Below are 14,437 nucleotides of genomic sequence, written 5' to 3'. Positions count from 1 at the left end.
ACATTGCGCTGCACGCAGCCCAGTCGTTTTTGCAGATGCCCATTCATGGAAGGTGAATGTGACCCGAGTGTCTCGTCCAGCTTCACCCACCTGTCATCCTGTTTCCTCTGCCCGAGAATCAGGAGCAGGGTGACGGATCGCCCCGAAAGGGGTTTTGCACGCGACGCTTCCATCAATAACAAGCCCAAGCGGAGTACCACAGATGGCGTTCTTCACCGCAGCCAGCAAAGCCGACTTCCAGCACCAACTGCAAGCGGCACTGGCGCAGCACATCAGTGAACAGGCACTGCCACAAGTGGCGCTGTTCGCGGAACAATTTTTCGGCATCATTTCCCTTGACGAGCTGACCCAGCGTCGGCTGTCCGACCTCGCTGGCTGTACCCTTTCTGCGTGGCGCCTGCTTGAGCGCTTCGATCACGCGCAACCACAGGTTCGCGTCTACAACCCTGATTACGAACGTCACGGCTGGCAGTCGACCCACACCGCGGTCGAAGTGCTGCACCACGATCTGCCATTTCTGGTGGACTCGGTGCGTACCGAGCTGAACCGTCGCGGCTACAGCATTCATACCCTGCAAACCACTGTGCTGAGCGTACGTCGCGGCAGCAAGGGCGAGCTGCTGGAAATCCTGCCGAAAGGCACCCATGGCGACGACGTTCTGCAAGAGTCGTTGATGTACCTGGAAATCGACCGTTGCGCCAACGCGGCCGAAATGAACGTGCTGAGCAAGGAGCTGGAGCAGGTTCTCGGTGAGGTCCGCGTGGCGGTCGCCGATTTCGAGCCGATGAAAGCCAAGGTCCAGGAAATCCTGACCGGTCTGGACAACAGCCAGTTCGCTGTCGACGCCGAAGAAAAAGCCGAGATCAAAAGCTTCCTCGAATGGTTGGTGGGTAATCACTTCACCTTCCTTGGCTATGAAGAGTTCGTGGTCAGTGATGAAGCCGACGGCGGCCACATTGTTTACGACCAGAATTCCTTCCTCGGTCTGACCAAATTGCTGCGCACCGGCCTGACCTACGATGACCTGCGCATCGAAGACTACGCGGTGAACTACCTGCGCGAACCGACCCTGTTGTCGTTCGCCAAGGCTGCGCACCCGAGCCGCGTACACCGTCCGGCCTACCCGGACTACGTGTCGATCCGTGAAATCGACGCCGACGGCAACGTCATCAAGGAATGCCGTTTCATGGGCCTGTACACCTCCTCGGTGTATGGCGAGAGCGTGCGGGTCATTCCGTACATCCGCCGCAAGGTCGAAGAAATCGAACGCCGTTCCGGCTTCCAGGCCAAGGCTCACCTGGGCAAGGAACTGGCGCAGGTGGTTGAAGTGCTGCCACGGGACGATCTGTTCCAGACCCCGGTGGACGAGCTGTTCAGCACCGTGATGTCGATCGTGCAGATCCAGGAACGCAACAAGATCCGCGTGTTCCTGCGTAAAGACCCGTACGGTCGTTTCTGCTACTGCCTGGCCTACGTGCCGCGTGACATCTACTCGACCGAAGTGCGCCAGAAGATCCAGCAAGTGCTGATGGATCGCCTGAAAGCCTCGGACTGCGAGTTCTGGACCTTCTTCTCCGAGTCCGTGCTGGCCCGCGTGCAGCTGATTCTGCGCGTCGATCCGAAGAACCGTCTCGACATCGACCCGCTGCTGCTGGAAAAAGAAGTGATACAGGCCTGCCGCAGCTGGCAGGACGATTACGCCGCCCTGATCGTCGAAAGCTTCGGCGAAGCCCACGGCACCAACGTGCTGGCCGACTTCCCGAAAGGCTTCCCGGCCGGTTACCGCGAGCGTTTCGCCGCGCACTCGGCTGTGGTCGATATGCAGCACCTGCTGAGCCTGAACGAAAAAAATCCGCTGGTGATGAGTTTTTATCAGCCGCTGGGTCAGGTCTCCGGTCAGCGCGAGCTGCACTGCAAGCTGTATCACGCTGATACCCCGCTGGCATTGTCGGACGTGTTGCCGATCCTGGAAAACCTCGGTCTGCGCGTGTTGGGTGAATTCCCGTACCGCCTGCGCCACAACAATGGCCGCGAGTTCTGGATTCACGACTTCGCATTCACGGCGGCAGAAGGCCTGGAACTCGACATCCAGCAACTCAACGACACCTTGCAGGACGCTTTCGTCCACATCGTGCGTGGCGATGCCGAGAACGACGCGTTCAACCGCCTGGTGCTGACCGCCGGCCTGCCATGGCGTGATGTGGCGCTGCTGCGTGCTTACGCGCGCTACATGAAGCAGATCCGCCTGGGCTTCGACCTGGGTTACATCGCCAGCACCCTGAACAACCACACCGACATCGCTCGCGAGTTGACCCGGTTGTTCAAAACCCGTTTCTACCTGGCCCGCAAGCTCGGTACTGACGATCTGGAAGACAAGCAGCAACGTCTGGAACACGCGATTCTGAGCGCACTGGACGACGTCCAGGTGTTGAACGAAGACCGCATTCTGCGTCGCTACCTGGACTTGATCAAAGCCACCCTGCGGACCAACTTCTATCAGACCGATGCCAATGGTCAGAACAAGTCCTACTTCAGCTTCAAGTTCAACCCGCACCAGATCCCTGAGCTGCCGAAGCCGGTACCGAAGTTCGAAATCTTCGTCTACTCGCCACGCGTCGAAGGCGTGCACCTGCGCTTTGGTAACGTTGCTCGCGGTGGTCTGCGCTGGTCTGACCGTGAAGAAGATTTCCGTACCGAAGTCCTGGGCCTTGTAAAAGCCCAGCAAGTGAAGAACTCGGTCATCGTGCCAGTGGGCGCGAAGGGCGGCTTCCTGCCGCGTCGCCTGCCACTGGGTGGCAGCCGTGACGAGATCGCGGCCGAGGGCATCGCCTGCTACCGCATCTTCATCTCGGGCCTGTTGGACATCACCGACAACCTGAAAGACGGCGCGCTGGTGCCGCCGGCCAACGTCGTGCGTCATGATGACGATGACCCGTACCTGGTAGTGGCGGCGGACAAGGGCACTGCAACGTTCTCCGACATCGCCAACGGCATCGCTATCGACTACGGCTTCTGGCTCGGCGACGCGTTCGCCTCCGGTGGTTCCGCCGGTTACGACCACAAGAAAATGGGCATCACCGCCAAGGGCGCGTGGGTCGGCGTGCAACGCCACTTCCGCGAACGCGGCATCAATGTTCAGGAAGACAGCATCACTGTAGTGGGCGTCGGCGACATGGCCGGTGACGTGTTCGGCAACGGTTTGTTGATGTCCGACAAGCTGCAACTGGTCGCGGCATTCAACCACCTGCACATTTTCATCGATCCAAACCCTGAGCCTGCGAACAGCTTCGCTGAGCGTCAGCGCTTGTTCGACCTGCCGCGTTCGGCCTGGTCGGATTACGACACCAGCATCATGTCCGAAGGCGGCGGGATCTTCTCCCGTAGCGCGAAAAGCATCGCGATTTCCCCGCAGATGAAAGAGCGTTTCGACATTCAGGCGGACAAGCTGACCCCGACCGAACTGCTCAATGCCTTGCTCAAGGCACCGGTGGATCTGTTGTGGAACGGCGGTATCGGCACCTACGTCAAAGCCAGCACCGAAAGCCACGCCGATGTCGGCGACAAGGCCAACGATGCGCTGCGCGTAAACGGTAACGAGCTGCGCTGCAAAGTCGTGGGCGAGGGCGGTAACCTCGGTATGACCCAACTGGGTCGTGTCGAATTCGGCCTCAATGGCGGCGGCTCCAACACCGACTTCATCGACAACGCCGGTGGCGTGGACTGCTCCGACCACGAAGTGAACATCAAGATCCTGCTGAACGAAGTGGTTCACGCCGGTGACATGACCGACAAGCAACGTAACCAGTTGCTGGCGAGCATGACCGACGAAGTGGGCAATCTGGTGCTCGGTAACAACTACAAGCAGACCCAGGCCCTGTCCCTGGCGGCCCGTCGCGCCTTGCCGCGGATCGCTGAATACAAGCGCCTGATGAACGACCTGGAAAGCCGTGGCAAGCTGGATCGTGCCATCGAGTTCCTGCCGTCTGAAGAGGCGATCAACGAGCGCGTCCTGGAAGGCCAAGGCCTGACCCGTGCCGAGCTGTCGGTGCTGATCTCCTACAGCAAAATCGACCTCAAGGAGCAGCTGCTCAACTCCCTGGTGCCGGACGACGACTACCTGACTCGCGACATGGAAACCGCTTTCCCACCGAGCCTGGTGAGCAAGTTCTCCGCCGCCATGCGCCGTCACCGCCTGAAGCGCGAAATCGTCAGCACCCAGATCGCCAACGATCTGGTAAACCACATGGGCATCACCTTCGTTCAACGACTCAAAGAGTCGACCGGCATGAGCCCGGCGAACGTAGCCGGTGCGTATGTGATCGTGCGTGACATCTTCCACCTCCCGCACTGGTTCCGTCAGATCGAAGCCCTGGATTACCAGGTATCGGCCGACGTTCAACTGGAGCTGATGGACGAGCTGATGCGTCTGGGCCGTCGCGCGACGCGCTGGTTCCTGCGCAGCCGTCGCAACGAGCAGAACGCTGCCCGTGACGTCGCGCACTTCGGTCCACACCTGGCGGCGCTGGGCCTCAAGCTCGACGAACTGCTGGAAGGTCCGACCCGCGAAGGCTGGCAGACCCGTTATCAGGCCTACGTTGCGGCTGGCGTACCTGAGTTGCTGGCACGCATGGTTGCAGGCACTACTCACCTGTACACCTTGCTGCCGATCATCGAAGCGTCGGATGTGACCGGCCAGAACGCGGCAGACGTGGCGAAGGCTTACTTCGCTGTCGGCAGCGCGCTGGACATCACCTGGTACCTGCAACAGATCAGCGCTCTGCCGGTTGAAAACAACTGGCAGGCCCTGGCCCGTGAAGCGTTCCGTGACGACGTCGACTGGCAACAACGTGCGATCACCATCTCCGTCCTGCAACAGGGCGACGGCACTCAAGACGTGGAAACACGCCTGGCGCTGTGGATGGAAGAGCACGAAGGCATGATCGAACGCTGGCGCGCCATGCTGGTGGAAATCCGTGCCGCCAGCGGCACGGACTACGCCATGTACGCGGTGGCTAACCGTGAGCTGCTGGATTTGGCATTGAGCGGGCAAGCGGTAGTGCCTGCCACTGCCACTGCCACAGCCAGTGCCGAACTGGAGCCTGCTGCCTGATCAGGCGCTGAATGAAAAAACCCCGCATTGAGAGATGCGGGGTTTTTTTTGTCTGTTGTTTTTATGGCGTTTGGTCGGGCCCCTTCGCGAGCAGGCTCGCTCCCACAGTTGAAATGCATTTCAACTGTGGGAGCGAGCCTGCTCGCGATGGGGCCATTAGTCCTAATACAACTTTTGGCCTGAAGTGTTATCAATCATCGACACTTTATCTGTCGGCCTGGTCAATAAATTACTGAGCGACTGGTCAAACTTCTGCAGCGCCCGAACTTGTACATTTTGTTGTTCGTTAATATCCGCCACTATCTCTTCACTGGGCTTGAAATCTGCCCATAACGGACTCAACGATTTGGCGTCATGGCCTTGCGCGGTGCCAATGTAATTAAAGTGCTTGTCGTAGAATTCCGCGCTGACATCGGCTTTGATGTCCGAACTGCGCGAGGTCATCAATTGACTGCGGCTGTCGACGATGGCGATCACGTCCGGTTTCGCGGCTTTGAGGCTTTGCATGTCCGGATACACCGTCACCGCGCCGAACTGACGTTGCAAGGAAGCCTTGACCCAATCCACCGCCATGTCGGGCCTGGAGGTGGCCACATAAGCGTCGTGAATCGATTGCACCAGCAGGCTCTGGCCGAAACCGGTGCCGGCATTGGCCTGGTAATCCTCGAGGTAGGCACGGTTGGTCTGGGTGTTGCGGCTGTAGACAATGCCCAGCGAGACAGTGCGGCCATTGGGAATACTCGTCGCCGTGCTGCGGCCAACAGGCTCAGTGAAGATGCCGTCCAGTGAAGACACCGCTGTCGGCGCGGTGGGAATTGAGCAGCCGGTTAAAACGGCTGTTATCGTCAAGGTGCTGACCAGCGAAAGTTTCATGGTGGTTCTCCAGTGAAACAACTTCAGTCTGAACATTTAAGTGGCCGAAAGTTGTCGGCGGTGATGTCAGACTAGACCGTGGGCGGCTGAATAAAATAGCCAATATCAGTACTTGTCAGGCCGCGAATAGTTTTATTTGGATTAACCGGAGACGGTTAATTGCGTGGAGAAATAAAAAGGCCCGAATCATCAATTCGGGCCCTTTTATTTATGGCTGTACGTCCAGCGATCAGTTTTCCAAGGGAATCAGCACTTTCTCGTCCGGGCCCAACACCATGAACACCAACAGCTTGGCAGGTTTGGTCATGCTGGCGTTTTTCGACACTAGATGTTCCGAGCCTGCGGGTTCGTACCAGTACTGGCCCGTCTTGTAGGTGATCGCTTTACCCCCTTTGACTTGAGAAGTGACCGAGCCCGAGAGCACATAAGCCATGGCCGTGCCTTCGTGTTTGTGGGCAATGGACGATTGCCCGGGTTTGTAGTCGACCTCGATCATCATGGCCTTTTTGCCGGGCACGTTTTGCAGCATCTCGTCCTGCAACACCGTGACTTTTTCCGAAGGGTCGTGGGCAAATGCCGACGCTGAAATAATCAGGGCCAGGGCAGCGAAGGAGGCAGCACAGAAGCGCAATGGGTTCATGGTTCATCACCTGCGGTCGTTAGTTGTGAGAGACCACGATAGTCCGCAGATTGGGGCGATCAAACAGCCAATTTTCGGGAAGGTGAGGGGGCCAATCCGCAACCCCGAAACCTGTAGGAGCGAGCTTGCTCGCGAAGGACTCAAGCGCCGCGCGTTTATTCAGAAAGCACGCGTTATCGTTAACGTCTATCGCGAGCAAGCTCGCTCCCACAGATTGTTTTAGCGGATAGGAAAGCTGTTGAAATCCACGGCATTCGCCAATTGGTTGTCGATCAGGCCGATAAAGCCTTGTACTTCAGGGCAATTGAAATGCATGCGCATGGCCGCTTCCGATTGCCAGTGGGCGCTGACGTTCCACAGATTGCTGTCCTCGGGGCAGCGGTCGACCATATAGGAGTCACAGCCCGGCTGTTCGCGCAGGGTTTCGACAATCTTTTGCAATTGCTTGCCCAGTTCATCCGAGCGGCCGGCGGTGGCCTGCACCTTTACGGTATTGATCACTTCGTAGGACATTACTCACACTCCTGAATCAGGCCGGACGAATCCTGCTCATTGAGGGATAACGCCTATGCAGGATAGGCCTGCCCCCTTGGGGCGCCAATAGCCAATCGCCGGATAAAGCCACAGACCAATCCGTCAGCCGACCTGCTGCAAAATGTCCCGCAGGCGGTCCAGGGCGATGTCGATGTCGAGGGTTTCGATGGCACCAAAGCCCAGCAAAAGCCCGGCCCGCGGCGGGTGCTGGTAGAAAAAGCCATCGATGGAATAGAGGCCGACCTCGACCTTTTTTGCCAGGTCGATCACCAATGGAATATCGATAGGCACTTTGCATATAACCACCATGTGGAACCCCGCCGTGCAGGGTACCGCCTCCAGCCACGGTGAAAGATCGCTGGCGATACGCGTCAAAATCCGCTCGCGACGCCCGGCATAGATCGTATGGCAGCGACGGATGTGCTTGAGCAGGCAGCCTTCAGCGATGAATTTGGCCAGCGCCCATTGGGGCAGGGTGGAGGTGTGCAGGTCGGTCAGTTGCTTGGCGCGGATCACCGCTTCAAGAATCGCCGGCGGCAGGATTGCATAGCCCAGCCGCAGCTCCGGCAGCAGGGTTTTGGAAAAGGTCCCGACGTAGGCGACGATGCCGCGCTCATCCATGCTTTGCAGCGAATCGGTCGGGCGGCCCTCGTAGCGGAATTCGCTGTCGTAATCGTCCTCGATGATGATCGCACCCAGTTCATAGGCCCGTTCCAGCAGTGCAGACCGGCGCGCCTGACTCATCGGCATGCCGAGTGGAAACTGGTGGGACGGTGTAACGTAAATCAGTCGTGTACCCAAGGGGATTTTATCGACTTGAATGCCTTCGTCATCCACGGGAACCCCGATCACGGTGGCCCCGTGGGTGCCGAACAGCAAGCGCGCCGGTGGGTAACCGGGGTCTTCCATGGCGACTATGCTGCCTGGCTGGGTCAGCACCCGCGAAATCAAGTCCAGCGCCTGTTGAGCACCGTTGCACACCACCACGTCATCGTCCTGGCAATTGACCCCGCGAGAAAATGCGATGTGCCGGGCGATGGCATTGCGCAGCGCCGGCAGGCCTTCGGGCTGGCTGTACAAGCCTTTTGACCCGGCGATCTGGCGCAACGCGTGGGACGTACAGCGCCGCCAGTCGTCCTGGGGAAACTGGCCCTTGCTGGTCGCGCCACCGATAAAGTCGTAGCGTAATGAGCCTTCCAGGGTCGGATGACGCAAAAATTGCGGCAGATTGCGCCAGGATTCGATGACCTCAAAGCTCGCCAGCTCCGAATGGCTCTGTTTTCGGGTGACTTTCGCAGCACGGGCGTTGACGTAGGTGCCTTTGCCGATCACCCCGGTGAGGAAGTTTTCGTAGGTCAGTTGCGCATAGGTGTCGGAAATGGTCTTGCGCGAAATGCCCAGCTGTTCCGCCAGCAGTCGAGTGGGCGGCAGCTGCGTGCCGGCGCCCAAACGGCCGGTTTCGATGGCGCTACGCAGTTGGTTGTACAGCTGGCCTGCCAGGTCCTTACGGCCGTTGATGACGACATGAAGTTCCATACCGACGAGTTTCCTGGGCGAGTGAGGCGCGTGTGCGTCGCGCCAGATTACCCGCATGCGCGGCTGCACAGTAGTTGTGTGGTCGAAAAACCTCCGATTGGTCTGTTGTCAGGTGGTGCACTGGTTTTTCGCGCAATTGGATCTGTGACGGCCGTCCGTGACCTTCTAACTTAGGCATACAGATCCGATCCTGGAGGTCGCGCCATGAACCCCCGTCTGGACTACTACAGCGCATCGCCCAAAGCGATGAAAGCCATGATTGCCATGGAAGCCTTGACCAGTAACCTCAGCATCGAGCCGGCCCTGCTGCACCTGATTAAAATCCGTGCTTCGCAGCTCAACGGCTGCGCTTTCTGCACCGACATGCATTCGGTGGATGCGCGCCGGCTCGGCGAGACCGACCGTCGCCTGTATTCGATTGTGGTCTGGCGCGACAGCGGCTTCTTCAACCCTCGGGAGCGCGCGGCGCTGGCCTGGACCGAAGCCGTCACCTTGCTCGCCGAAAGCCATGTGCCGGACGACGTCTACGCACAGGCGCGGGATCAGTTCAGCGAAAGCGAGATGGTCGACCTGACCATTGCGGTCACCACCATCAACAGCTGGAATCGCCTGGCGGTGAGCTTTCGGCAAGCCCCCAGCGGCTGAATCGATTTTCTACCGCAAGTGTCACATCAGCTTCATAAACGCTGAGCACGATGGCAATGTTGTTCACTGTGTAGGAGCGAGCTTGCTCGCGATGGTCGTTAACGATAACGAGTGTTTACTGGCTAAACGCGGCGCTCTTTAGTCCATCGCGAGCAAGCTCGCTCCTACAGTGGTTCACTTGCGCTTATAGAAGGACAGGGAGTCATCGATGTCAGTCATGGAATCCACATTCGTCGCCGCCATCGATCCGGTGCTCGCGCACGCTTTCCGGGTCAGTGCCCGTTGTGGCTGCTTTATGCAAGCGGCTCGTAGTCTGAACATCAAGGCCACGCTGCTGCGCAAACAATTGGCGCAGCTGGAAGCGCACCTGCGCTGTTCGCTGTTCAGTCACTCGGACAATGGTTTTTCCCTCAGTCGCGAAGGGTTGCAGCTCCATTCGCAGTTGATTGCCCTGTCCCGCGAGCGCGATTTGCCGGTGCTCGAACAGCCAGTGATTCGCCTGGCTGTCGCCGAATCAATCCTGCATGACATTCTCGGCCGCGATCTGGTTGCCTTGCTGCGACGCAACGCCCGCGTGCGCCTGGACATCATCAGCCTGGACAGCGAGCTGTCCTTGCAAGCAATCAGCGCCGATGTGGTGGTCTGGTTGGGCGGCACCGATTCGCCGCTACCAGGTCCGAGTTTTGCCGTCGCTGAACCGCAGCGTCTGGCGCGGCTGGATTACTTTCCACACATCGCCAAGCGTTACTCACGGGTGGCGGCACGCCCGGACAGCCTCGATGATCTGGCTGATTTTTTGTTGGTGCAATGGCAGCATGACCGCGGGGTCGACAGTTTCCGGCCGTGGAATACCCTCGTGGAACAGCGTCTGGCCGGGGTGGTGCAGCTGCATTCCTACGAGCTGATGCTGGAAATGATCCGTTGCAGCGCCTGCATTGGCCTGTTGCCCGGGTACATGAGTCACTTCGACCGGGGGCTGATTGCGTTGCCGGGGTTGTTCGACCAACCACCGCAACGTCAGGTGTGGATGGCGGTCAATGCCCAATCCCGGGAAGAGGCGCAGGTGCAGATGATCGTCGAGCTGATCCGCAGCACCTTCAGCGAGCGCAGGGAATGGTTCGAACCTGTATCCAACTGTAGGAGCGAGCTTGCTCGCGATGGACGTTAACGATAACGCGCTCTTCCTGAATAAACGCGTTGCTCTCTAGTCCTTCGCGAGCAAGCGCCCAAGGCTCATTGACTCAGTCGCCCAGTGCGAACGCCACCGCCGCCTGCGCATGCAGTTCGGTGGTGTCGAGCAAGGGCAGGGCGCTGTGCTCGGGTTTGATCAGCATCCCAATTTCCGTGCAGCCGAGGATGATCGCCTGGGCGCCACGTCGGGTCAGGGATTCGATGACCTGTTGGTACACCTTGCGCGACGCTTCGCTGATCACCCCGACACACAACTCGTCATAGATGATCCGGTGGACCGCCTGGCGTTCCTCGGTCTCCGGCACCAGCACGGTCAACCCTTGCGCGGTCAGGCGGTCCTTCAGAAAGTCCTGCTCCATGGTAAACGCCGTGCCGAGCAAACCGACCTTTAGCGCACCCGCATCGACGGCAGCCTGACCGGTCGGGTCGGCGATGTGCAGAAATGGAATGTCGATCGCGGCCTGAATCTGCCCGGCGACCTTGTGCATGGTGTTGGTACACAGCACCACGCAATCGGCGCCGCCCGCCTGCAATCGCTGCGCCGCATCCACTAGAATCGCCGCCGCATCGTCCCAGCGTCCGGCATGTTGCGCCTGCTCGACAGGCCCGAAGTCGACGCTGTACATCAGCAGTTTTGCCGAACGCAACGGCCCGAGCCGGTCGCGTACCTGTTGGTTGATGAGACGGTAATACTCGGCGCTGGACTCCCAGCTCATGCCGCCGATAAGGCCGATAGTGCGCATGTTGTGTTCCTGTTGAGGGCTGACGGGCGCTCCTACAGTGCCCGCGAATTTTGCGTGATGCAAACCTCTGATGTACCTCTTGGCGTTTAGTTGTACGCTGGCAACGCGCATCTGCCATGCTCAAAGTCCGCAGCACCGCTTCAACCAAAGGAACACCGCAATGGACGACGTACAGCAACTGGGCGAGATGCTTCGCCACTATGCAGAAAGCGAAGCGCACAAAAAGCAACTGTTTGAGTCGCAATCGGCCGTGTGGGCGACGCGTATTGGTGAGCTGTTCGATCAGATCCAGCAGTGGCTTGAACCGGTCCAGGCACCCAATCTGCTGGAAGTCAGCCGCGAAGCGTATGTCGCATCGGGTCCCAGCGTTCCGGTCGAAACATCAACGTTCAAGACCGAGAAACTGGGCATCGTGATCGCCGGCAAACCCGTGGAGTTCGTGCCGGACGTGATGGGCGCGGGTGGGCAGATTTCATTGGCGGTGATGGGCCTGACCGCCGCGCGGTATGGCAGCATCTCGCTGGTGTGCCTGCCGCCGTCAAGCAGTTGGCAGTGGCGCAAGACCAATGGCTTGAAAGACCCGGACACATTTGCATTTGATGCGAACTTTTTGGCGCAGCAGTTGCAGAGTTTGATCCCCCGCGAACGCAGCTAAACCCACCGGACGACGCACATTCCCCTGTGGGAGCGAGCCTGCTCGCGAAGGCGGTATCACAGTCAACATTTATGTTGAATGTTCTGGCCCGTTCGCGAGCAGGCTCGCTCCCACAGGTGTTTGTGTGAATCACTTCAACGCCGGATCTCCCATGTTCATTTTCTTCCAGCCTTGCAGCAACACCTGGGCCTTCGGTTCCTGCCCGTTGTTGAGGTAGTACTGGATCAACGCCAGGCGTGCAGTGCGATTGGCCGGTTGCACCTTCAACAACCTTTCCAGCTCTGCGCAGGCCTGATCGATCTTGCCGCTGTCGTGCAACGCCACCGCCAGTACATAGCCGTACTGGGCGTTTTGTGGCTCCAGTTGCGCGGCTTTGCGCAGGGCGGCCATGGCTTGGTCTGATTTGCCGGCACGTACCAGCGACAAGCCTTGGGTGTGTTGCAGCAGCGCAGCGTCAGGGTGTTCTTTCAGGCTCTGCGCCAGTAGTGCTTGAGCTTCCTGGCTGCGTCCGTTGGCCTCCAGCCATTGCACCAGTGTCACCAGGGCCGGGTAGAAATCGGGGTCTCGCTTGAGCGCGGTGCGCAGCAGCGCTTCGACTTCGCCACTACGGCCGTTGGCCTGATAAAGCATGGCGAGGTTGAGGTTGGCTTCAGCGCGTTCGGCCAGGCTTTTTTGCACGTCCTCGTATTCGGCGATGGCGGCATTCCAGTTGGCCTGGGCATTACCCAGACCATTGCGGGCCACGCTGAGCAAATCCCGGGCAGCGGCAATGCGCACAGCCTTCACAGGGTCGCTCAGCAACGGCGTCAGCAGCGGCGCACGTTCGGGCGGGGGCAGGAACGCACTGATGGCCCGAACGGCGCTTTCGCGCACTTGCGGTGCCGGGTTGCTCAGGGCCTGGGTGGCCAGTTTCAATGCCTGTTCGCTCGGGTACAGCGCCAACTCCGCCAGCAGGGTCGCCCGCTGAATCGCGGGCAAGTTGCTGCGTTGCAGCTGCTCGTACAAAGCCTGCGCCGCGCCGGGCTGGCCGTTGCGAATCAGCCACAGGCTTTCGTCGTAGCGCGGGGCTTGCGCGGCGGTGGACGTGTTCCAGAGCTTGAACTGTTCGGTGACCTTGTCGCCAGCCTTGCCCTGGTGGCAGTTCAGGCAGGCGTCAGGCGTACCGAGCTTTTTCGCCCGTTCAGGGTTGGGAATGCTGAAGCTGTGGTCATGCCGGAAGTCATTGCCCATGTAGAACTTGCCGGGCATGTGGCAATCCACGCACTGCGAACCCGGTTGTCCCATGGTGTGGCGGGTGTGTTCGATGGAGTCGTAGTTCTTTGCTTGCAGGCCTTTGCCGTCGACGCCTTCGACGGCGGTTTTGCCGGCAGTGTTGTGGCACTGCAGACAGACGCCGTTGCCCGGTGCCTTCAGTTCGGTGCTGTGAGGGTTGTGGCAGTTACTGCAGCGCACGCCTTTGTCGAACATTTTGCTCTGGGCAAAAGAGCCGTGTTCGAACACTTCATCCTTGATCTTGCCGTCCAGTGCATACAGCTCGCGAGTCAAGACGCTTGGCAGGTAGTCGTCCATCAGGCGCTTGCCTACGGTAAAACCGTCATCCAGTGGCGCGCGGCGCGAGTGGCAGCGGGCACAGGTTTCGATTTCGACGGTGGCGTTCTTGTCCTTGAGGTCGACGGCAAAACCGGCATGGACCAGGTCAGTTTTCCCGGCGGTCCATTCCAGGTGATTCGAGGCGGGGCCGTGACAGGCCTGGCAGCCGACACCGAGGCTGTTCCAGTGACTGTCGAAGGTGTTTTTCGCCGCATCGAAATTGCGCTTGTACCCGGTGGTGTGGCACTCGACGCACATGAAGTTGGCGTTCTGACTCGGTTTGCTCCAGTGCAGCGGGTCTTTGAAGTTCACGCCCTGACCGGGATAGAGGTGAAACCAGCGATGCTTCTCGGTATCCCAGGCGATGCCCAGCGCTTGCAACCGACCTTCGCCGACTTCGATCAGGTATTGCTGCAACGGCGCAATGCCAAAGGTGTAGGCCACCTTGAAGTCAGCGTTCTTGCCATCGATGCCGGGCGTGTTGACCCAGAATCCGTTGTCTTTGCGTGAAAAACGGGTGGTTTCGCTTTCCGCTTTGAAAGTGACGTTGTTGAAGTCACCCAGCATCGTATCGGCATTGGCTTCCTGCATCGCCAATTGGTGATGGGAGCCTTGCCAGTCCTTGACCTGCTCGCTGTGGCAGCCTTGGCATTGTTGCTCTTCGACCATCGTCGCCGGTGCGACGGCGGCCGGTTTTGGCTTGACCGTCTGAGCAATGGGAGCGCTGATCGGAGCGGCAGTCACAGGGGCCGGTTTGCTGCTCAGCAAAAACCATCCAATGCCCGCAACGGCCGATAACAAGACACCGATGGTGACGGGAAACAGGTAGCGACTAAACAGGGTCGGTTGCGAGTCAGGCTTTGGATTTACCGCATTATTCTTATGTTTCGGCATTACGACTTCCGTAGTCCAGGGGCGTT

At 59.2% G+C, this 14,437-nt stretch carries 10 protein-coding genes; 4 read left to right on the top strand and 6 right to left on the bottom strand.

Features of this window, described 5'->3' with window-relative positions:
- Positions 1-202: 202 nt before the first annotated feature.
- Complete coding sequence (locus AC1MDT_RS08760; RefSeq protein ID WP_480421646.1) at positions 203-5,110, top strand: NAD-glutamate dehydrogenase; 4,908 nt, start codon at positions 203-205, stop codon at positions 5,108-5,110.
- Between the two features lie 162 nt (positions 5,111-5,272).
- Here the strand turns inward: AC1MDT_RS08760 and AC1MDT_RS08755 are convergent, their stop codons facing one another.
- The 4 genes from AC1MDT_RS08755 to pdxR all read right to left on the bottom strand — a co-directional run bounded on the left by AC1MDT_RS08755 (position 5,273) and on the right by pdxR (position 8,693).
- On the bottom strand, positions 5,273-5,983 hold the full coding sequence (locus AC1MDT_RS08755; RefSeq protein ID WP_480421645.1) for an ATPase: 711 nt from the start codon (positions 5,981-5,983) through the stop codon (positions 5,273-5,275).
- A gap of 229 nt (positions 5,984-6,212) precedes the next feature.
- Complete coding sequence (locus AC1MDT_RS08750; protein WP_480421644.1) at positions 6,213-6,623, bottom strand: cupin domain-containing protein; 411 nt, start codon at positions 6,621-6,623, stop codon at positions 6,213-6,215.
- Between the two features lie 219 nt (positions 6,624-6,842).
- Positions 6,843-7,136, bottom strand: coding sequence for an antibiotic biosynthesis monooxygenase family protein (locus tag AC1MDT_RS08745; RefSeq protein ID WP_480421643.1), 294 nt, complete (start codon positions 7,134-7,136; stop codon positions 6,843-6,845).
- Between the two features lie 123 nt (positions 7,137-7,259).
- A complete protein-coding gene (pdxR, locus tag AC1MDT_RS08740; protein WP_480421642.1) occupies positions 7,260-8,693 on the bottom strand; it encodes a MocR-like pyridoxine biosynthesis transcription factor PdxR in 1,434 nt (477 codons plus the stop codon).
- A gap of 204 nt (positions 8,694-8,897) precedes the next feature.
- Between pdxR and AC1MDT_RS08735 the strand changes: the two genes are divergently transcribed.
- A complete protein-coding gene (locus tag AC1MDT_RS08735) occupies positions 8,898-9,338 on the top strand; it encodes a carboxymuconolactone decarboxylase family protein (protein ID WP_480421641.1) in 441 nt (146 codons plus the stop codon).
- A 208-nt stretch (positions 9,339-9,546) separates the two neighbouring features.
- Complete coding sequence (locus tag AC1MDT_RS08730) at positions 9,547-10,506, top strand: LysR substrate-binding domain-containing protein (protein ID WP_480421640.1); 960 nt, start codon at positions 9,547-9,549, stop codon at positions 10,504-10,506.
- 73 nt (positions 10,507-10,579) lie between these two features.
- On the opposite strand, the gene AC1MDT_RS08725 is transcribed toward AC1MDT_RS08730, so the two are convergent.
- Positions 10,580-11,272: an aspartate/glutamate racemase family protein gene (locus AC1MDT_RS08725; protein WP_480421639.1), complete on the bottom strand. Its 693-nt coding sequence runs from the start codon at positions 11,270-11,272 to the stop codon at positions 10,580-10,582.
- 160 nt (positions 11,273-11,432) lie between these two features.
- Between AC1MDT_RS08725 and AC1MDT_RS08720 the strand changes: the two genes are divergently transcribed.
- Positions 11,433-11,927, top strand: coding sequence for a hypothetical protein (locus AC1MDT_RS08720; RefSeq protein ID WP_201116790.1), 495 nt, complete (start codon positions 11,433-11,435; stop codon positions 11,925-11,927).
- A gap of 129 nt (positions 11,928-12,056) precedes the next feature.
- Here the strand turns inward: AC1MDT_RS08720 and AC1MDT_RS08715 are convergent, their stop codons facing one another.
- Entirely contained in the window at positions 12,057-14,411 is a 2,355-nt protein-coding gene (locus tag AC1MDT_RS08715) for a tetratricopeptide repeat protein (RefSeq protein WP_480421638.1), read from the bottom strand.
- Positions 14,412-14,437 lie beyond the last annotated feature (26 nt).

The organism is Pseudomonas sp. ASL7 (assembly GCF_056680375.1).
Note: the sequence above shows the minus strand (reverse complement) of the source record. Positions and strands in the feature narration are given on the sequence as shown.